19 protein-coding genes and 1 riboswitch are annotated in these 18,038 nt (G+C 71.9%); of the genes, 4 read left to right on the top strand and 15 right to left on the bottom strand.

The window, feature by feature from the left end:
- Positions 1–13: 13 nt before the first annotated feature.
- From ABIA33_RS09940 to ybaK, 12 genes are all read right to left on the bottom strand, one after another.
- Complete coding sequence (locus tag ABIA33_RS09940) at positions 14–1,069, bottom strand: hemolysin family protein (protein WP_370079394.1); 1,056 nt, start codon at positions 1,067–1,069, stop codon at positions 14–16.
- On the bottom strand, positions 1,066–2,403 hold the full coding sequence (locus ABIA33_RS09935) for a hemolysin family protein (RefSeq protein WP_370079392.1): 1,338 nt from the start codon (positions 2,401–2,403) through the stop codon (positions 1,066–1,068). Before ABIA33_RS09935 ends, ABIA33_RS09940 begins: the two co-directional genes overlap by 4 nt.
- Positions 2,404–2,539: 136 nt before the next feature.
- Positions 2,540–3,007, bottom strand: a complete 468-nt coding sequence (locus ABIA33_RS09930; protein WP_370079390.1) for a PH domain-containing protein — start codon at positions 3,005–3,007, stop codon at positions 2,540–2,542.
- Between the two features lie 18 nt (positions 3,008–3,025).
- Positions 3,026–3,874, bottom strand: coding sequence for an ATP phosphoribosyltransferase (gene hisG, locus ABIA33_RS09925; protein WP_370079388.1), 849 nt, complete (start codon positions 3,872–3,874; stop codon positions 3,026–3,028).
- Between the two features lie 118 nt (positions 3,875–3,992).
- Positions 3,993–4,262: a phosphoribosyl-ATP diphosphatase gene (locus ABIA33_RS09920; RefSeq protein WP_370079386.1), complete on the bottom strand. Its 270-nt coding sequence runs from the start codon at positions 4,260–4,262 to the stop codon at positions 3,993–3,995.
- 83 nt (positions 4,263–4,345) lie between these two features.
- Complete coding sequence (ribH, locus tag ABIA33_RS09915; RefSeq protein WP_370079384.1) at positions 4,346–4,831, bottom strand: 6,7-dimethyl-8-ribityllumazine synthase; 486 nt, start codon at positions 4,829–4,831, stop codon at positions 4,346–4,348.
- A 51-nt stretch (positions 4,832–4,882) separates the two neighbouring features.
- Positions 4,883–6,259 carry a 3,4-dihydroxy-2-butanone-4-phosphate synthase gene (gene ribB, locus ABIA33_RS09910; RefSeq protein ID WP_370079382.1) on the bottom strand — a complete coding sequence of 459 codons (1,377 nt, stop codon included), beginning with the start codon at positions 6,257–6,259 and terminating at the stop codon, positions 4,883–4,885.
- A complete protein-coding gene (locus tag ABIA33_RS09905) occupies positions 6,256–6,906 on the bottom strand; it encodes a nicotinamide riboside transporter PnuC (protein WP_370079380.1) in 651 nt (216 codons plus the stop codon). The genes ribB and ABIA33_RS09905 overlap by 4 nt, the downstream gene beginning before the upstream one ends.
- Positions 6,907–6,912: 6 nt before the next feature.
- Positions 6,913–7,590, bottom strand: a complete 678-nt coding sequence (locus tag ABIA33_RS09900) for a riboflavin synthase (protein ID WP_370079378.1) — start codon at positions 7,588–7,590, stop codon at positions 6,913–6,915.
- 245 nt (positions 7,591–7,835) lie between these two features.
- A riboswitch (FMN riboswitch) is annotated at positions 7,836–7,966 on the bottom strand.
- Positions 7,967–8,086: 120 nt separating this feature from the next.
- The gene (locus tag ABIA33_RS09895; protein ID WP_370079374.1) at positions 8,087–8,758 is read right to left on the bottom strand and encodes a response regulator; all 672 of its coding nucleotides are present in this window, start codon (positions 8,756–8,758) and stop codon (positions 8,087–8,089) included.
- A complete protein-coding gene (locus ABIA33_RS09890; protein WP_370079372.1) occupies positions 8,755–10,020 on the bottom strand; it encodes a sensor histidine kinase in 1,266 nt (421 codons plus the stop codon). The genes ABIA33_RS09895 and ABIA33_RS09890 overlap by 4 nt, the downstream gene beginning before the upstream one ends.
- Before the next feature lie 294 nt (positions 10,021–10,314).
- Positions 10,315–10,815, bottom strand: a complete 501-nt coding sequence (ybaK, locus tag ABIA33_RS09885; RefSeq protein WP_370079370.1) for a Cys-tRNA(Pro) deacylase — start codon at positions 10,813–10,815, stop codon at positions 10,315–10,317.
- A 108-nt stretch (positions 10,816–10,923) separates the two neighbouring features.
- Between ybaK and ABIA33_RS09880 the strand changes: the two genes are divergently transcribed.
- The gene (locus ABIA33_RS09880) at positions 10,924–11,391 is read left to right on the top strand and encodes a PPOX class F420-dependent oxidoreductase (protein ID WP_370079368.1); all 468 of its coding nucleotides are present in this window, start codon (positions 10,924–10,926) and stop codon (positions 11,389–11,391) included.
- 96 nt (positions 11,392–11,487) lie between these two features.
- On the opposite strand, the gene ABIA33_RS09875 is transcribed toward ABIA33_RS09880, so the two are convergent.
- The gene (locus ABIA33_RS09875) at positions 11,488–13,041 is read right to left on the bottom strand and encodes a DUF6020 family protein (RefSeq protein WP_370079366.1); all 1,554 of its coding nucleotides are present in this window, start codon (positions 13,039–13,041) and stop codon (positions 11,488–11,490) included.
- A gap of 203 nt (positions 13,042–13,244) precedes the next feature.
- Here ABIA33_RS09875 and ABIA33_RS09870 point away from each other — a divergent pair, with 203 nt between their 5' ends.
- The gene (locus tag ABIA33_RS09870) at positions 13,245–13,415 is read left to right on the top strand and encodes a hypothetical protein (protein ID WP_370079364.1); all 171 of its coding nucleotides are present in this window, start codon (positions 13,245–13,247) and stop codon (positions 13,413–13,415) included.
- A 211-nt stretch (positions 13,416–13,626) separates the two neighbouring features.
- Here ABIA33_RS09870 and ABIA33_RS09865 read toward each other — a convergent pair whose 3' ends face one another.
- The gene (locus tag ABIA33_RS09865; protein WP_370079362.1) at positions 13,627–14,502 is read right to left on the bottom strand and encodes a helix-turn-helix transcriptional regulator; all 876 of its coding nucleotides are present in this window, start codon (positions 14,500–14,502) and stop codon (positions 13,627–13,629) included.
- Between the two features lie 157 nt (positions 14,503–14,659).
- Between ABIA33_RS09865 and ABIA33_RS09860 the strand changes: the two genes are divergently transcribed.
- A complete protein-coding gene (locus ABIA33_RS09860) occupies positions 14,660–15,538 on the top strand; it encodes an NAD-dependent epimerase/dehydratase family protein (protein WP_370079361.1) in 879 nt (292 codons plus the stop codon).
- 115 nt (positions 15,539–15,653) lie between these two features.
- Positions 15,654–16,355: a DUF5995 family protein gene (locus tag ABIA33_RS09855; RefSeq protein WP_370079359.1), complete on the top strand. Its 702-nt coding sequence runs from the start codon at positions 15,654–15,656 to the stop codon at positions 16,353–16,355.
- A gap of 48 nt (positions 16,356–16,403) precedes the next feature.
- Here ABIA33_RS09855 and ABIA33_RS09850 read toward each other — a convergent pair whose 3' ends face one another.
- Positions 16,404–17,864: a GuaB1 family IMP dehydrogenase-related protein gene (locus tag ABIA33_RS09850; protein WP_370079357.1), complete on the bottom strand. Its 1,461-nt coding sequence runs from the start codon at positions 17,862–17,864 to the stop codon at positions 16,404–16,406.
- Positions 17,865–18,038 lie beyond the last annotated feature (174 nt).

Here is an 18,038-nt window from a genome sequence, read left to right as displayed (position 1 = left end):
AGCTGTTGAGCTCTTACGACCCGGGGAGCGAGCGGTGGTCCCGGCGGTGGTCGGGATCGTGGACCTCGCCGACCAGTTCCTCGAGCACGTCCTCCATGGTGACCAGCCCCAGCGGCAGCCCGTCCGGGTCCACCACCGCAGCGAGGTGGGAGGTGGCCCGGCGCATCGCGCCGAGCGCGTCGTCCAGGGGCATCCGGTCCGGCAGCGTGAGGATCGGCCGCCAGAGCCGCCGGGGCACCGGCGCCTCCCGGTCCTCCAGCTCCAGCACGTCCTTGACGTGCAGATAGCCCAGGAACGTGCCGTCTCCGCCGAGCACAGGGAAGCGGGAGAAGCCGGTCCGCACCGCCAGCTGCTCCATCCGAAGCGCCGTCACCTCGGTGTCCACGGTGACCACCTCGTCCCCCGCCATCAGCACCTCGCGGACCGGCCGCCGGCCCAGCTCCAAAGCGTCCTCGAGCCGCTCCTGCGCCACCCGGCCCAACAGGCCCGCGTCACGCGAGTCGTGCAGCAGATGCGCCAGCTGCTCGCTGGTGTAGGCCGACTCGACCTCGTCCCTGGTCTCCACCCCGAGCAGCCTCAGCACCAGGTTGGCCAGCGCGTTCAGGAAGTGGATCACCGGCCGCAGCGGTCGGGCGACAGCCGCCAGCGCCGGGCCGAGCCACAGCACCGCCCGCTCCGGGCCGGCCAGCGCGATGTTCTTGGGCACCATCTCGCCGATGACCATGTGCAGGTAGACCACGATGGTCAGCGCGACCACGTAGGACAGCGGACGCATCCACCCGGCCGGGACGCCGACGGCGTGGAACGGGCTCTCCAGCAGGTGGGCGATCGCGGGTTCGGCGAGCGCGCCGAGCAGCAACGAGCACACGGTGATGCCGAGCTGCGCCGCCGCCATCATCGCCGAGACGTGCTCCAGCGCGTAGAGCACGGTGCGCGCCCGGCGGTCGCCCGCCTCCGCGAGCGGCTGGATCTGGCTGCGGCGCACGGAGACGAGCGCGAACTCGGCGCCGACGAAGAAGGCGTTGCCGAACAGCAGCAGGATCGAGAAGCCGATCTGGACGGCGCTCAACGCTCCGCCCCCTCGGCGCCGTCACCGGTGCCGCCGTCCCGCACCAGCAGCACGGCCTCGGTGCGCCGCCGCTCCACGGCCACCACGATCAGCCGCCACCCGGGCACGGCGCAGCTGTCGCCCTCCGCCGGGAGCCTGCCGAGCAGGTCCGCGACCAGCCCGGCGACCGTCTCGTACGGGCCCTCGGGCGCGTACAGGCCGATGGCCTCCAGCTGGTCGATCCGGCAGCGTCCGTCGACCTGCCAGGCGGGGTGCCCGTCGACCGGCGGCACGGGGCTCAACTCGGGGTGCTCGTCGGCGTCGTGCTCGTCCATGACCTCGCCGACCATCTCCTCGACGATGTCCTCCAGGGTGGCGACCCCGGCCGTTCCGCCGTACTCGTCGACGACCACGGCCATCGGCTGCTGCCGGCGCAGGAGTTCCAGCAGGCGTTCGGCAGGGAGGGTCTCGGGGACGAGCAGCGGGGCTGACATCAGGTTGGTGACCGGTACGCTCGAGCGCTGGTCGGCGGGAACGCCGAGGGCGTCCTTGAGGGTGACGACGCCGGTGACCTCGTCGATGCTCTGGTGGTAGACCGGGAACCGGGACAGTCCGGTGGCGCGGGTGAGGTTGAGCACGTCCGCCGCGGTCGCCAGGTCCTGCAGCGCGGAGACGTCCACGCGGGGCGTCATCACACTCTCCGCCGTGAGATCCCCCAGACCCAGGGTCCGGACGAACAGGTCGGCGGTGTCCGCCTCCAGCGCGCCCTCGCTGGCGGAGTGCCGGGCCAGGGCGACGAGCTCCTCGGCACTGCGGGCGGAGGCCAGCTCCTCTGCGGGTTCCATTCCCAGCGCCCGGACCAGGCGGTTCGCCGAGCCGTTGAGCACCACGATGGCGGGGTGGCAGACGGTGGAGAAGATCCGCTGCGGTCCGACGACGGCCCGGGCGACCTGGAGCGGGCGGGAGATCGCCCAGTTCTTGGGCACCAGTTCACCGATGACCATCTGCACGACGGTGGCGCCCAGCATCCCGACCACGGCGGCGACGCCGCGCACGGCTCCGGCGGGCACGCCCACGGCGGTCAGCGGCGGGGCGAGCAACGTCGCCAGGGCCGGATTGGCCAGCGCGCCGACCATGAGCGAGGTGACGGTGATGCCGAGTTGAGCCCCCGACAGTTCGAAGGAGAGCCTGCGCAGCGCGGCGAGCACCCGCTGTGCCCGCCGGTCCCCGCCCTCGGCAGCACGGGTCACCGCGCCGCGGTCCACGGTGACCAGAGCGAACTCGGCGGCCACGAACAGCCCGTTCGCGAGGATCAGCAGCAGGGCCACCCCCAGCAGCAGCCAGGCGGTGCTCACAGTGCACCGCCGCTGCAGGGGGTCGTACTAGGGGGTTCCATCGGGGCGGAATCGTCTCCAGGCTCGGGTACGGCGTCCCCCAAGAATGCCTGATCGGATCATGCGCACCTATTCGGCACGCGACGCCCGGCAGAGCTCAGCGGCGCGCGGTCCCGTACGCGTCCACGCAGGCGCGCAGCTCACGGGCGGCGCGGACGGCCTGCCGCAGCCCCGCTCCCGGCTGGATGGCGACCACCGCCAGGGTGCCGCCGTCGGCCAGGTCGAGCAGCACCCACGGGTCGCCTCGGCGCAGGTTGACGCCGAGGATCTCGGCCCACTCCAGCCGGCGGCTGCGGACGAAGTTGACCACGGTCAGCCCCTGCCGGTCGGCCTTCGCGGCAGGGCGCGCGAGCACGCTCAGGACCAGTGCGAACAGCAGCCCACTGACGGCGATGCCGATCCGGTCGTGGCGCTGCCAGTTGCTCGGCCCCAGCGCGGCGATCGCGCTGAAGAAGCCGATGCTGACCACGGCCAGCCCCAGCAGCACCACGCGGGTCAGCACCGGCCGCCAGGTCCTGGGCAGGCTCGGCAGCGCGGCGGTGGCGCGGCTGGGTTGGACGGTCATGCGAGGGCCTCCGTGGGACTAGAGGCGGCAGGCGTGGATGTTGGTCACCAGGATGGCGCGGGCGCCGATGGCCCACAGGTCGTCCATGATCCGCTGTGCCTCCTTGCGGAGCACCATCGCCCGCACGGCGACCCAGCCCTCGCTGTGCAACGGCGAGACCGTGGGCGACTCCAGGCCGGGGGTGAGCGCGACCGCCTCCGCGACGCGCTCGGCACGGATGTCGTAGTCCATCATCACGTACCGGCGGGCCACCAGGACACCCTGCAGGCGGCGCAGGAACTGGTCGGCCCCGTTGTCCTCCGGGGCTCCGGTCGGCCGGATCACGACGGCGTCGGAGACCAGGATCGGCTCGCCGAAGACCTCCATCCCGGCGTTGCGGAGGCTGGTGCCGGTCTCCACCACGTCCGCGATGACGTCGGCGACGCCGAGCTGAACGGCGGTCTCCACCGCCCCGTCGAGCTTGGTGACGGCCGCCGCGGTGACGCCGTGCTCGGCGAGGTGCGCCTCCACCAGACCGGTGTAGGAGGTCGCGATGCGGCGCCCTTCCAGGTCCTTGACGCTGTTCGCGGTCCCGGCGGGGGCGGCGAAGCGGAAGGTGGAGCCGGCGAAGCCGAGCGCGAGCACCTCCTCGGCGTCGGCGCCGGAGTCCAGCAGCAGGTCGCGGCCGGTGATCCCGATGTCGAGCCGGCCGGAGCCGACGTAGATCGCGATGTCGCGGGGGCGCAGGAAGAAGAACTCGACGTTGTTCTCGGGGTCGACGAGAACGAGCTCCTTGGAGTCCTTGCGCTGGCGGTAGCCCGCCTCATGGAGCATCGCGGACGCCGGCTCGGAGAGGGACCCCTTGTTGGGAACGGCGATGCGCAACATGAGTCTGGTGCCTTTCGACGGAACGGTGGACGGACGGGAACGCTGGGGTGCGGACATGCGAAGAGCGGGGCACCGGATGTGCTCGGTGCCCCGCTCCCGTCGAACTCAAGGGCGGGGTCTACAGATGGGCGTACACGTCCTGCAGGGTGAGGCCGCGCGCGACCATCATCACCTGCAGGTGGTAGAGCAGCTGGGAGATCTCCTCCGCGGTCCGCTCGTCCGACTCGTGCTCGGCCGCCATCCAGACCTCGGCGGCCTCTTCGACGACCTTCTTGCCGATCGCGTGCACGCCCTGGCCGACCAACTCGGCGGTACGCGAGCCCTGCTCGCCCGATGCTGCCTTCTGCTGGAGCTCGACGAAGAGCTCCTCGAATGTCTTCTGCGCCATGATGTGCCCCACCCTACGCGGTTCGTTCCCCGCGACGCGTCGGTGTCCCAGGGAACGGACGGTTACATCCGCGTGCGTCCGCGCTACCGCCGGGGACCCGAGACGCCGCGCAGCAGGGCGGCGGTGGCCAGCGCGGCGGTGGTCGCCTCGTGGCCCTTGTCCTCCTTGGAGCCCGGCAGACCCGCACGGTCGAGCGCCTGCTCGTCGTTGTCGCAGGTCAGCAGGCCGAAGCCGACCGGGACCCCGGTGGTCACCGACACCTGGGTGAGGCCCATCGTCGCCGCCTCGCACACATAGTCGAAGTGTGGCGTGCCGCCTCTGATGACGACGCCGAGGGCGACGACGGCGTCGTAGCCCCGGTCCGCCAGCCGCTTCGCGACTACGGGCAGCTCGAAGCTGCCGGGGACCCGGAGCACCGTCGGCTCCTCGACGCCGTACTCCTTCAGCGCCCGCAGGCTGCCGTCGATCAGCCCGTCCATGACCTTCTCATGCCACTGCGCCGCGATCACCGCGACCCGCAGCCCCCGGCAGTCCTGCACGGTCAGGATGGGTGCACCCTCGCCACTCACGGGCGTCGTCCTCTCGATCGTTCTTCTGATGGTCCGGTGGAAAGCAACAAACTAGGCGAGCCAGGGCAGCTCGTGCCCCATCCGGTCCCGCTTGGTCAGCAGGTAGCGCAGGTTGTGCTCGCCCGCCTGGACCGGCACCGACTCGCGACCGAGGACCTTCAGGCCGAAGCCCTCCAGTGCGACCTGCTTGTCCGGGTTGTTGGTGAGCAGCCGCAGCGTCTGCACGCCCAGGTCGTCCAGGATCCGCGCCGCCGCGCCGTAGTCGCGGGCGTCGGCGGGCAGGCCGAGCTCCAGGTTGGCGTCGACGGTGTCCCGTCCCGCCTCCTGCAGCTGGTAGGCGCGCAGCTTGGGGAGCAGGCCGATCCCGCGGCCCTCGTGTCCGCGCAGGTACAGGAGTATGCCGCGGCCCTCGGCGGCGATCCGGTCCAGGGAGGCGGTGAGCTGCGTGCCGCAGTCGCAGCGCAGCGAGCCGAAGACGTCGCCGGTGAGGCACTCGGAGTGGACCCGGACCAGGACGTCCTCGCCGTCGGGGAGCTTCCCCTCCTCGTCGAGACCGCCCGCTACCAGGGCTATGTGCTCCACGCCGTCGGGCTCGCCGAGGTAACCGAGAGCGGTGAAGTCCCCGTGGACGGTGGGCAGCGCGGTGACGGCGGCGCGGGTCACGCCTGTCGTGGAGGTCTGCGGGGTGGAGGTCTGCGGGGTGGATGGCTCGGGCGTGGACTCCTGCGGTGTCGTGGTCTGAGACGCGGACGTCCGCGGAGCCTTCGGCTCGGTGCGGAGGCGGTAGGCGATCAGGTCCTCGATGGAGATGATCGCGAGTCCGTGGCGGCGGGCGAACGGCACCAGGTCGGGCAAGCGGGCCATGGTGCCGTCGGCCTTGGCGATCTCGCAGATGGCGGCGGCGGGGCGCAGCCCGGCCAGGCGGCACAGGTCGGGTCCTGCCTCGGTGTGCCCGTTGCGGACCAGGACACCGCCGTCCTTGGCGCGCAGCGGGAAGACATGGCCGGGGCGGACGAAGGTGCCGGGGGTGCTCTCCGGGTCGGCGAGCAGCCGGATGGTGCGGGCGCGGTCGGCGGCCGAGATGCCGGTGGTGACGCCGTCCCTGGCGTCCACAGAGACGGTGAAGGCGGTCCGGTAGCTCTCGGTGTTCTGCTCGACCATCTGCTCCAGGTCGAGACGGTCGAGGTCCGCGCCGGTCATCGGCACGCAGAGCAGTCCGCGGCACTCGCTCATGGCGAAGGCGACCAGCTCCGGCGTGGCCAGTTCGGCGGCGAAGACGATGTCGCCCTCGTTCTCGCGGTCCTCGTCGTCCACGACGACGACCGGACGGCCGGCGGCGATCTGCTCGATGGCGAACTCGACCGTGTCCAGGGTCAGGTCCTCGTAGAGCTCGCTGTGATGCACGGTCAGTTCCGTTACGGCGGTCATGCTGCTGCCCCTTCCAGGACGGGCGTACCCGGCTGCGGCGCGCGGGTGCGCAGCCACCAGGACCGCATCCCGGCGATCACCAGGACGAAGTAGACGATGTAGATCAGGCCGGAGAAGGCCAGACCGCTGTTGAAGGCCAGCGGGACGCCGACGACGTCCACGGCCAGCCAGGCGAACCAGAACTCGACCCATCCCCGCCCCTGGGCGACCATCGCCGCGAGGGTGCCGACGAACAGGTAGGCGTCGGCCCACGGGGCCCAGGAGAGGTTGTAGGCCTGGAAGAGAAGCGCGACACCGATCGTGCCCACGGCGGTTCCGCCTGCCAGCCAGGCGCGTTCGGTCCAGGAGGCGAAGCGGACGGCGACCTCGCCCGAGTCCCGGCGTCCGCGCTGCCATCGCAGCCAGCCCCAGACCGACACCGCGATGACGATGAGCTGCTTGCCTATGCCGCCGCTGAGGTGCGCCGACGCGTAGGCGGCGACCAGGACGACGCCGGAGAGCAGCTGGACCGGCCAGGTGATCACGGAGCGCCGCCAGCCGAGGGCGAGGGCGCCGAGGCCGAGCAGGTTGCCGAGCATGTCGGACCACTTGATGTGCTCGCCCAGGACGGTGAACGCCTGGCTGTTGAGGTCGTTGACGAAGCTCATCGCGGCTCAGGCTCCGGTTTCGACGGTGGTCTCGAAAGTGCCCTCGATGGTCGCCGCGCGGTCGCCGAGCAGCCGCTCGACATACTTCGCGAGCACGTCGACCTCGAGGTTGACCGTGTCGCCGACCCGCTTCAGGCCCAGCGTGGTGTGGGCGAGCGTCGCGGGGATCAGGCTCACCGAGAAGGACTCCGCAGCGGCCTGGACCACGGTGAGGCTGACGCCGTCCACCGTGATGGAGCCCTTGTCGACCAGGTAGCGGGACAGCGCGGCGGGGAGGCTGAAGTGCAGCACCTCCCACTGCGGCGTGCCGTCCGCGCCCGGCTCGCCGGGCTCGCGGGAGAGCAGTACGGCGGTGCCGTCGACGTGTCCCTGCACCAGGTGGCCGCCGAGTCTCGCGCCGAGCGCCATGGCCCGCTCCAGGTTGACCCGGGAGCCGACCCGCAGCGCGCCGAGGCTCGACCGGCGCAGCGTCTCCGCCATCACGTCGGCGCTGAACTCGCCCGGAGCGGCCGCGAGTTGGTCGTTGCTGTCAAGGACGGTCAGGCAGACGCCGTTGACGGCGATGGACTGCCCCTCGCGAGCGTCGCCGGTGGTCACCGGGCCGCGCAGGCGAATGCGCGAGGAGTCCCCCAGATCCTCGACGGCGAGGACCTCGCCCAGCTCTTCGATGATTCCCGTGAACATGCTCAGCTCTCCTCGACAGCGGCGGAGTCGACAGCGGCAGGGTGCAGCGCGCGGACGTCCAGCGAGAACAGCTGAAGCTCAAAAGAAATGCCCACCGGGTCCTCCTCGCGCTACCAGGCGCGGGCTCCGGGGGCTGTCAGGGAGAAAACGCGGACGACAAGCCACGGGCATGATCGCGGGAGGGGTGGAGACGGCGCGGAAACGCCGCCAGAGCCACCTCTGGCGCAGCACAAACCCGACGTCCGCCGCGCACTGCCTCCCATCCGGACTTTAACCGTCGGTCCAGGAATTTCACCTGGTCAACCGGCCACTGGAAGCGGACGGGTCGCGGACTGTAACCGCCGGTTCGGACTTTCACCGACCCCGGAGTGCGCAAACGTCGTACTACTGCTCACAGTCTGCCATGATCCCGCCTCGTTTTGGCAAGGCGGTCCGCTGTGGCCTGTCTCACGTCAGCGCGTCCGTCACCGCGTTCGTCAGCGCGTCCGTCACCGGGTCACCGCTCGCCGGGGCGGACCAGTCCTGACTCGTAGGCGAGGACCACCAGTTGGGCCCGGTCCCGCGCGCCGAGCTTCAGCAGCGCCCTGCTGACGTGCGTCTTCACCGTCAGCGGGCTCACCGCCAGCTCCTCGGCGATGTCGTCGTTGGAGCCGCCGGTCGCGACCAGGGCGACGATCTCGCGTTCCCGCTCGGTGAGCGCGGACAGGCTCGACGGGCTGGGGGTAGGGGGGCGGTCGGGCTGCTCCAGGAAGCGGGTGATGAGCCCCTGGGTGGCGGCCGGGGAGAGCAGCGATTCGCCCCTGGCCACCACCCGGATCGCGTCCAGCAGGTCGTCCGGTTCGGCGCCCTTGCCGAGGAAGCCGCTGGCGCCGGAGCGCAACGCCTCGAAGACGTACTCGTTGACCTCGAAGGTGGTCAGCACCAGGACGCGTACCCCGGCGAGGTCCTCGTCGGCCATGATGGCGCGGGTGGCGGCGAGGCCGTCCATGTCGGGCATCCGGATGTCCATCAGCACCACGTCGGCACGCGCCTCGCGGGCCAGCGCGACCGCCTCGCGACCGGTCGCGGCCTCGGCCACGACCTCCAGGTCCGGCGCGGAGTCCACCAGCACCTTCAGCCCGGCCCTGACCAGCACCTGGTCGTCCGCGAGCAACACCTTGATCGTCATACCGCTCCTGTCGTCGCGCTGCCCAGAGTCGTCGCCCGCACTCGCCGGGGCGCCACGACCCTGGGCAGCGGCAGGTCGACCCGTACCCGGAATCCGCCGTCGGGCCCGGGGCCGGCCCGGAACCGGCCCCCGACGGAGGCCGCACGTTCGCGCATCCCGATCAGGCCGTGCCCGGTGCCACCGCCGTACTCGCCGCCCGTCGACGACCTCGACGCTCCCACTGCGCCGGGGCCGTCGTCCTCCACTTCGATGCACAACTCATCACGCCGGTAGACCAGGCGCACCGTCGCCTCGGACGTCCCGGCGTGCTTGCGCACATTGGTGAGCGACTCCTGCACGACACGGTAGGCGGTGAGGTCCACGGCGGTCGGCACCGCCCGCGGCTCGCCCTCGTCGAAGCGGCTGACCCGCAGCCCGGCCCGGTCGAAGCTGTCGAGCAGGGCGGGCAGCCGGTCGAGGCCCGGCGCGGGCTCGTGCGGGGCGTCGGACTCGTCGCCCTGCCGCAGCACGGTGACGGTCGCGCTGAGCTCCGAGAGCGCGGCCCGTCCCGCCTCGCGCACATGGGCCAGCGCCTGCCGGGCCTGCTCCGGCTGGGTCTCCAGGACGTGCGAGGCGACGCCGGCCTGGACGTTGATCAGGGCGATGTGGTGGCCGACGATGTCGTGCAGCTCGCGGGCGATCCGCATCCTCTCTTCGGCGACCCGTCGGCGCGCCTCCTCCTCGCGGGTGTGCTCGGCGCGCCGGGCACGCTCCTCTATCGCAGCGACGAAGGCGCGGCGGTTGCGCACGGCCTCGCCGACGGCGACGGCGAGGGCGATCCAGACGAAGGCGACAGCGTTGACCGGCTGGTCCCACGCCTCGACCGACAGCCTCATGCTGGTGCCGCCCAGGCACAGCACGGACACGCCGCCGATGGCGAGCGCGATGCGGCGTTCGACGACGGAGGACACGGTGTAGACGGCGAGGGCCGAACCGAGCAGGATCGGTCCGCGTACCGGTCCGATGACCATGAAGCCGAGCGTCCCGACGACCGTGACCACCAGGACGCCGATCGGATAGCGGCGGCGCCAGGCGAGCGGCGCGAAGACCGGGATCCCGGCGATCAGCAGCACGATCGACGGGTCGAGGTCGGACCACGCCTTGGCGGGGTCATGGGTCACCGGGTTCAGCAGCGTGGCCGCGTACAGCACAACCGCCAGCAGCCCGTCCGCCCAGTAGGGGTGCGCGCGCACCGCAGCGCGGCAGCGTTGGAGGAAGTGCATGCTCTCTACGGTAACCAGGCGGTGCAAACGGCTCGTCAGCCGCAACGGCGAGCTGTGCGTACTCCGCCGGGAGTAGGGCCGCCGAGAGTTACGACCTGGGGAGCGATAGGGCTCGGGTCAGCGAACGCCGCCGCAGTGACACTGTGCGGCTCCGCCGCGTGGCCTTCGATTGCAAGGCGCCGGGAGGCCCTTGTAGGGGAGCTACTGGGGCGTGTCGGCAACGCGGCAAGCGGAGGTGCCAGGCGGTGGGCGCCCGAGCCCTACCGCTCCCCAGGTCGTTAGGGCCGCCCGGGATCAGCCGCGTCGCGAGATCGCCGCTGCCGTCGCGGCCGTCAGGGCGACCAGTTCCTGCGGGTCGAGCTCGACCTCGAGACCGCGCCGGCCCGCCGAGACGAAGACGGTGGGGTGCCCGAGCGCGGTGGCGTCGACGACCGTGCGGAGCCGCTTGCGCTGGCCCAGCGGGGAGATGCCGCCGAGGACGTACCCGGTGCTGCGCTCGGCGGCGACGGGGTCGGCCATCGCGGCGTGCTTGCCGCCGACGGCGGCTGCCAGGGCCTTGAGGTCCAGCCGGGCGACGACCGGGACGACCCCGACGGTGAGGGTGCCGTCCACCTCCGCGAGCAGGGTCTTGAAGACCCGCTCCGGGCTCACCCCCATGGCCTGAGCTGCCTCCTCGCCGTAGGAGTCCGCGGCCGGGTCGTGCTCGTAGGCGTGGACCGTGAACACCACTCCGGCCGCCTCCAGCGCCACTGTCGCGGGGGTGCCCTGGCCGCCCCGCTTCGCCTTCTTCGCCATTCCCGCCGCAACTCCTGACGATCCGTCCGCCGCCGCCGACCCGGTGGCGGCGTCCGCCCGAGCTTAGACCGACCGGCACATGGTGCCGGTCGGTCTTAGACTGCCCGCATGACGCGACGAGTCGCCACCAACACCGCAGTGGACCGCGATGCGCTCCTCGACTTCGTGCGCCCCCGCCACCGGGGCCTGCTGATCACCACCCGGGCCGACGGACGCCCGCAGGCCTCCCCCGTCTCCTGCGGAGTGGACGCCTCGGGGCGCATCGTGGTGTCGACCTACCCGGAGCGGGCGAAGGCCCGCAACGCCCGCCGTGACCCGCGCGTCAGCATCGTCGTGCTGTCCCAGGACTTCGACGACCCATGGGTCCAGGTGGACGGAACCGCCGAGGTGATCGACGCGACCGAGGACGTGGAGCCGCTGGTCGACTACTACCGTTGCATCTCCGGTGAGCACCCCGACTGGGACGAGTACCGCGCGGCGATGCTCAAGCAGGGCAAGGCGCTGCTGCGGATCACCCCCGAGCGCTGGGGCCCGGTCGCCACCGGAGGTTTCCCGGCCCACCTCGCCGAAGGCTGACGCCGAACGGCTTCTCATCGGACTCATGCCCAGGCCGGCGAAGCCTGCTCCGCCTCAGAACTCAGGGCTCAGGGCTCAGGGCTCAGGGCTCAGGGCTCAGGGCTCAGGGCTCTCGGGGCCTTCCGGACTCACGGACACGCGGTTGCGCCGCCGTACCGAGAGCAGCGGCAGGCACATCAGCCCGATGAAGATCGGCGCGATCATGTACCGGGCCAGCTGGGACGGGTTGGCCGCGAGCACGGTCAGCTGCAGCCCCAGGGTGACCCCGATCAGGCCGACGACCGGCCGGGCCCGGCGGCGGAAGGCGGTCCAGAGCAGCACCGCGTAGGTGAGATAGCACCAGCTCGCGCCCCGCCAGAACAGCCACTGGAAGGTGCTGGACTTGCTGTGGTTGTACACACTGACCAGTTCCCTGCGCAGGGTCGCGGAGAACGGGTGGGAGACCAGTGCCGGAAGGTAGGGGTTTCCGTGCAGGCTGGCGTTCGGGTAGGACCAGTTGAAGTTGTCGTTCCATCCCGCGGGCAGTCCACCGGGCATCTCCGGTCCGGCGACCACGGTCGCGGCGCCGGGTATGTTCGACGGTCCGTCCACCGGGGACCAGGCGATCTGCCCGCGGCACAGTCGCGCCTTCAGTACGAGCTGGGGCGTGCGTTCCAGGACCCGGGTCCACAGCGACAGCAGCGGACCACTCAGGCGGTCGACGGCGCGGCGGTCCATCGGGGGGTACATCGTCGGATCGGCGAACCAGCAGTTCGCCGCCTGGCCGCTCCAGTGCGAGAGCGGGGCGACCTGCGTCATCAGGGCGAGGTCCGCCGCGGTGAAGCTCTTCGGGTCCTCCCCGTAGACCACGGCGACGTCGGCGAGGTTGAGCGCGACCACGGAGTCCCCGTGCGGCAACTGGACCCCCAGCGCCGGGTAGACCACCAGGGTGAGTCCTGCGGTCAGCGCGCAGACGCCGGCGCCGATGGCGGTCAGCACCCGGCGGGACCCGGGCAGGAAGATGATCAGCACGACCACTGCGACCAGCACCACCGGTAGGCCGTCGTTGCGGAACAGGCCCAGACCGGACAAGCCCAGGGCGAGCAGCCAGAGGTCCCGGCGGCGCCTGCGGCTGCCGTCGAGTCGGGCGGCGACCAGGTGGGCGACAGCGGCGAACGCGAGCAGCGCGCTGAGCGCGAAGCCCACGTCCTTCCAGACGAACATGAGGAACGACGCCGTCGACGGCATCACTGCGGCCACCGTGGTGGCGGCCCAGATCCAGCGGGCCCGCGCACCCAGCCGGTGGAGCCCGGTGGCGGTGTAGGCGAGCGCGGCGGCCGCGGCGACCGTCTGCAGCAGGGTCAGCGCCGCGACACCCCCTGTGACCTGCAGCGAGAGCCACAGCAGGGCGTCGTAGGCCACGGAGTGGTCGGCGACCCAGTGGCCGGTGGTGACCTGCCATACATAGGTGAGCGAGTCCCAGCTGAAGATGCCCGGGTAGAACGCGGCCCACTGGACCAGCAGGAGCAGCTGCGTGGTGAGGAACACCGCCCAGGCCAGCCTGCGCCCGGCCGGGAGGGCACGGATCCCGGCCGCCGCGCGGGCTATCCGGGGGCGGTCGGGAGCCGGCTCACGTGCGGTCCGAATCGATTCACGGGGGCCAGTGGCCATGAGATCCGGCCGACCTTTCGCAAGGGGGTGAGGCAGGGCCGTTTCCGGCGCTCGGACGCTGCGAGAGCAGCAGGTGAGGAAGCGTTCGCAACCTACCTGCACGGGTTAAACTGCAGGTGAGAGCAAGACAAGGATCGCGTGCGCGGCATGATGCGGCCAGTCGGACGCGACCGAGAAGGAACCCCTTCGCCGAGGAGGCCCTCATGGCTGTGTTCCTGTTCATTCTGCTCGTCGCGGTCGTGTTCGGATTCCTCGGCGCCATCGTCAAGGGCCTGCTGTGGCTGCTGGTGATCGGCTGCGTGCTGTTCGTCCTGGCGTTCCTGTTCGCGGGGCTGCGGCTGGGCAAGCGCGCGTCGAGACGGTCGGCGCGCTGAGCGGTCGCTAACGACCTGGGGAGCGGTAGGGCTCGGGTCAGCGCACGCCGTCGCAGTGACGTCGCAGTGGCACTGTGCGGCTCCGCCGCGTGGCCTTCGATGGCGAGGCGCCGGGACGCCCTGGTAGCGGAGCTACTGGGGCTGGAGGTGCCGGGCGGTGGGCGCCCGAGCCCCCCGTCCGGTCAGCCCGTCTGCTCAACCCGCCGTTCGGCTACGGCTTCGCTCCACGCGATTCGGACGCCGGCTCCGAGCGGGACAGGTCCTGCAGGCCCACGACCCGCAGAAGTTCCAGCCGCTCCTGCCCGACGCTGCCGGGCCGCGCCGTGTAGACGATCAGGCGCTGCTCGTGGGCTCCGCTCAGCATCACCTCGCAGTCCAGCTCGATCTCGCCCACCACCGGATGCACGATCGTCTTGGTGTCGCTGCGGCGCACCGCCACGTCGTGCTCCGCCCACAGCGCGGCAAACTCGGGCGAGTCCGCCAGCAACCTCCGCACCAGCGCCGCGGCGCGCCGGTCGTCCGGCCGGGCCGCGACGACCGCGCGCAGCTGCGCGACATGGGTCCGCGCGAGCCGCTCCCGGTCCGCCTCGGGGAACAGGGCGTGGGAGGAGGGGTCGACGAACCAGTGCAGCACGATGTTCCGGCTGTCCGCCGGCAGGGCGCTGCGGTCGCCGAACAGCGCCATGGCCATCCGGTTCTGCGCCAGCACGTCCCCCAGGTCGGACAGCACCTGGGCCGGGGTGTCGTACAGCCGGTCCAGGATCAGCAGCAGGCCCGGACGAACATGGCCCTCGGTGCCCGAGGCGCGCGGCGGTACCTGCCCGGCGAGGTGGTAGAGGTGGTCGCGCTCGTCACTGCTGAGCCGGAGCGCGCGGGCCAGCGACGCCAGCAGCTGGGGCGAGGGGTGCGGGCCGCGCTGCTGCTCCAGCCGTGTGTAGTAGTCCACGGACATGCCGGCGAGCTGGGCGACCTCCTCCCGGCGCAGCCCGGGGGTGCGCCGCCTGGCTCCCTCCGGCAGGCCCACGTCCGAGGGCGCGAGGCGGACCCGGGAGCGGCGAAGGAAGTCTGCGAGCTGGGCGCGGTCCATACCCCAGCATCGCCGCCGGGGCCGCCGGATATCCAGGGATCGCCGATCCCCCGATCGGGAGGTCTCTCCCGCCCGGACTCGCGGCCGCGCAGAGTTGTGGCATCAACCCGGAGCGCGGAGCCCCGAGATGAGGAAGCCCGACGTGAGGAACTCGAAGATGACCACCAAGGACATGAACACGATTCTGGTGACCGGCGCCACCGGCCAGGTCGGACGGCGCTTTGTCCCGCGACTGCTGCAGTGGCGGGCGGAGGGCGAGCGCGTCCGGGTCCTGGTGCGGGACGAGGCGCGAGCGGAGCGCTTCACCGCGCTCGGCGCCGAAGCCGTGATCGGCGACCTCCGCGAGGAGGACGACCGCGCCAAGGCGCTCGACGGCGTCGACAGCGTGGTGAACGTCGCCGCCGCCTTTCGCGGCGTCCCCGACGCGGAGGCGTGGGCGGTGAACCGCGACGCCGCGATCGCCCTGGGCCGCCAGGCCCTCGACGCGGGGGTCAGCCGCTTCGTCCAGACCAGCACCAACCTGGTGTACGGGCCGGGACAGGGCCGCCCCGCCCGCGAGGACGACGAACTGCACCCCTCGGCCGACTGGAGCGCCTACCCGCCCTCGAAGGCGGAGGCGGACGCGGGCCTCCGGGAGCTGCACCTCCGCCACGGCCTGCCGCTGGTGACGGTCCGGCTGGCATACGTCTACGGCGAGGGCGACCCGCACCTGAGCGGCGCGCTGCGGTTCGCCCGCGACTGGGCCGCCCACCAGCGCATGCCGGTGGTGCACCACGCGGACGTCGCCCAGGCGCTGTTCCGGGCCCTGCGCGTGCCCGGGGTCGAGGGCCGGGTCTTCAACGCCACCGACGACGCGCCGGTCACCGCCTTCGACCTCTACCGCCTCGCGGGCGTCCCGCTCCCCGAGGGCGCGGCGGACCGGCAGGATCCGGACCCGTGGAACGGCGTCGCGGACAACCTGCCACTCCGCGAGGACCTCGGCTGGCGCCCGGTCTACCCGTCCGTGTGGACCGCCCGCGACGCCGGAGCGCTGTAATCCCTGCGGGTCGCTCGGGTCGCGCGGGTCCTGCCAGTCCGGCCGGTCCTGCTGGGGCCGTCGTCGCCCGGACGGTGGATCGCCGTGCGGCCGGGGACGGCGCAAGCTGGAGGGCATGGCAACAGGAGCGGAGCAGATCGCGGTCGAGCCGGGCGCGGAGGTCGGCGCGATCGTGGAGCGGCTGCGGCTGCTCGTGTCGGGGCTCCCACCGCAGGACGGGGTGGCGGTCTTCGGCGGCGCGTACCTGACCGTCACCGAGGCCGTCCGGGAGCATCTCGACGCGGGCGGCTACTTCCACGACCCCGCCGATGTCGCGGAGTTGGACGTGCTCTTCGCGGACCGCTTCCTCGACGCACTCGCCGCCGATCGGGCCCCGGCCTGCTGGCGCCCGCTGCTGGAGCTGCGGCTGCACCCGGGCGTGCTGCCGTTGCAGTACGCCCTGGCCGGGATGAACGCGCACATCGAGCACGACCTGCCGCTGGCCGTCGTGGACGCCTGCACCGCGCTGGGCTGCTCACCCGAGGAGCTAGCCGCCGACTTCCACCGGGTGAACGACGTCCTGGCGGACGTCGAGGAGCAGGTGCGGGACCGGCTGATGCCGCCGCCGGAGCAGTTGGACGTGGCCGAGCCGCTGCTGCACCTGGTCAGCTCCTGGAGCATCGACCGGGCGAGGGACGCCGCGTGGGCGTCGGCGGTCACGCTGTGGGAGCTGCGCGACCGGCCGGCCGCCTACGGCGTGGCGGCCGACGCGCTGGACGACGCGGCGGGGCTGGTGAGCCGCTGCCTGCTCACCCCGCTGGCGTCCCTGCGGGTATGAGTCCTGCCGGTACGAGTCGGCAGCGGCCGTAGAACTACCAACTGGCGACTACCAACTGGCGTGCAGCGGCTTGCCCTCGGCGTAGCCGGCGGCGCTCTGGACGCCGACGACGGCCTTCTGGTGGAACTCCTCCAGCGAGTTCGCGCCCGCGTAGGTGCAGGAGCTGCGGACGCCCGCGACGATCGAGTCGATCAGGTCCTCGACGCCCGGGCGGGCCGGGTCGAGGAACATCCGCGAGGTGGAGATGCCCTCCTCGAACAGCGCCTTGCGGGCGCGGTCGTACGAGGACTCCTCGGAGGTTCGGTTGCGCACGGCGCGGGCCGAGGCCATGCCGAAGCTCTCCTTGTACTGCCGGCCGTCGGCGGCGGTCTGCAGGTCGCCCGGCGACTCGTAGGTGCCGGCGAACCAGGAACCGATCATGACGTTGGAGGCGCCGGCGGCCAGCGCCATGGCGACGTCCCGGGGATGGCGAACACCGCCGTCCGCCCACACGTGCTTGCCCAGGCGGCGGGCCTCGGCTGCGCACTCCAGGACGGCGGAGAACTGCGGGCGGCCGACGCCGGTCATCATCCGGGTGGTGCACATGGCGCCGGGGCCGACGCCGACCTTGAGGATGTCCGCTCCTGCCTCGACCAGGTCGCGCACCCCGGCGGCGGCGACGACGTTGCCCGCGACGACGGGGACCCGCGGGTCCAGGGCGCGAACCGCCCTGAGCGCACTGATCATGGACTCCTGGTGACCGTGCGCGGTGTCCACGACGAGGACGTCCGCTCCGGCCGCGAGCAGCGACTCGGCCCTGGCGGCGACGTCGCCGTTGATGCCGACGGTCGCGGCGATGCGCAGCCTGCCGTTGGCGTCCACGGCCGGGGTGTACAGGGTGGCGCGCAGGGCGTTCTTCCGGGTCAGGATGCCGACCAGCTCGCCCTTGCCGTCGACGACGGGCGCGAGCTTGCGGTGGGCGTTGTTGAGGCGCTCGAAGGCGTCGCGCGGGGCGATGCCCTCCTCCAGCAACAGCAGGTCGGTGGACATGACCTGGGAGAGGCTGGTGAAGCGGTCCACACCCTGGCAGTCGGTCTCGGTGACCACACCGACCGGCTTGCCGTCCTCGACCACGACCAGCGCGCCGTGGGCGCGCTTGTGCAGCAGCGACAGGGCGTCGGCGACGGTGGCGCCGGGGGCCAGGGTGATCGCGGTGTCGTGCACCAGGTGGCGCTGCTTGACCCAGCGGACGACGTCCTCGACCACGTCGAAGGGGATGTCCTGCGGGATGGCGACCAGGCCGCCGCGACGGGCCACGGTCTCGGCCATACGCCGGCCGGCGATGGCGGTCATGTTGGCGACGACCAGCGGGATCGTGGTGCCGGTGCCGTCGGCGGAGGAGAGGTCCACAGCCTGGCGGGAGCCCACGGACGAGCGGCTGGGCACCATGAACACGTCGTCGTAGGTCAGGTCGTACGGCACCATCGGGCGCTCGTCGTAACTGCCGGTCTGGGGGTTCAAGAAGCGCATGTAAGGGGGCTCTCTGGCTGCGGTTGGCGTAGACCTCAGGTGCCGTCGGGAGCGCAACACGGGCGCCTGCACCCAACGTTCGATTCTCACGTACAGGGGCGCGTTATTCCAGTTCAGCGGCATATGTTGCGGGTCCGCACAAGCGCGCTGCCACTGAGCCGAACGGGGCTTGTG

Source organism: Streptacidiphilus sp. MAP12-16, assembly GCF_041262165.1.
Classification (GTDB): Bacteria; Actinomycetota; Actinomycetes; order Streptomycetales; family Streptomycetaceae; genus Streptacidiphilus.
The sequence above is the reverse complement of the archived record's forward strand: the minus strand, read 5'-3'. Positions and strand labels throughout refer to the sequence as shown.

Excerpts from the sequence above, each read along its gene's own strand:
- ABIA33_RS09860 (WP_370079361.1), top strand. The coding sequence starts at position 14,660 with ATGACCACCAAGGACATGAACACGATTCTGGTGACCGGCGCCACCGGC.
- ABIA33_RS09890 (WP_370079372.1), bottom strand. The coding sequence starts at position 10,020 with ATGCACTTCCTCCAACGCTGCCGCGCTGCGGTGCGCGCGCACCCCTAC.
- ABIA33_RS09900 (WP_370079378.1), bottom strand. The coding sequence starts at position 7,590 with ATGTTCACGGGAATCATCGAAGAGCTGGGCGAGGTCCTCGCCGTCGAG.
- ybaK (WP_370079370.1), bottom strand. The coding sequence starts at position 10,815 with ATGGCGAAGAAGGCGAAGCGGGGCGGCCAGGGCACCCCCGCGACAGTG.
- ABIA33_RS09880 (WP_370079368.1), top strand. The coding sequence starts at position 10,924 with ATGACGCGACGAGTCGCCACCAACACCGCAGTGGACCGCGATGCGCTC.
- ABIA33_RS09930 (WP_370079390.1), bottom strand. The coding sequence starts at position 3,007 with ATGACCGTCCAACCCAGCCGCGCCACCGCCGCGCTGCCGAGCCTGCCC.
- ABIA33_RS09875 (WP_370079366.1), bottom strand. The coding sequence starts at position 13,041 with ATGGCCACTGGCCCCCGTGAATCGATTCGGACCGCACGTGAGCCGGCT.
- ABIA33_RS09920 (WP_370079386.1), bottom strand. The coding sequence starts at position 4,262 with ATGGCGCAGAAGACATTCGAGGAGCTCTTCGTCGAGCTCCAGCAGAAG.
- ribB (WP_370079382.1), bottom strand. The coding sequence starts at position 6,259 with ATGACCGCCGTAACGGAACTGACCGTGCATCACAGCGAGCTCTACGAG.
- ABIA33_RS09895 (WP_370079374.1), bottom strand. The coding sequence starts at position 8,758 with ATGACGATCAAGGTGTTGCTCGCGGACGACCAGGTGCTGGTCAGGGCC.
- ABIA33_RS09850 (WP_370079357.1), bottom strand. The coding sequence starts at position 17,864 with ATGCGCTTCTTGAACCCCCAGACCGGCAGTTACGACGAGCGCCCGATG.
- ABIA33_RS09870 (WP_370079364.1), top strand. The coding sequence starts at position 13,245 with ATGGCTGTGTTCCTGTTCATTCTGCTCGTCGCGGTCGTGTTCGGATTC.
- ABIA33_RS09905 (WP_370079380.1), bottom strand. The coding sequence starts at position 6,906 with ATGAGCTTCGTCAACGACCTCAACAGCCAGGCGTTCACCGTCCTGGGC.
- ABIA33_RS09855 (WP_370079359.1), top strand. The coding sequence starts at position 15,654 with ATGGCAACAGGAGCGGAGCAGATCGCGGTCGAGCCGGGCGCGGAGGTC.
- ABIA33_RS09865 (WP_370079362.1), bottom strand. The coding sequence starts at position 14,502 with ATGGACCGCGCCCAGCTCGCAGACTTCCTTCGCCGCTCCCGGGTCCGC.
- hisG (WP_370079388.1), bottom strand. The coding sequence starts at position 3,874 with ATGTTGCGCATCGCCGTTCCCAACAAGGGGTCCCTCTCCGAGCCGGCG.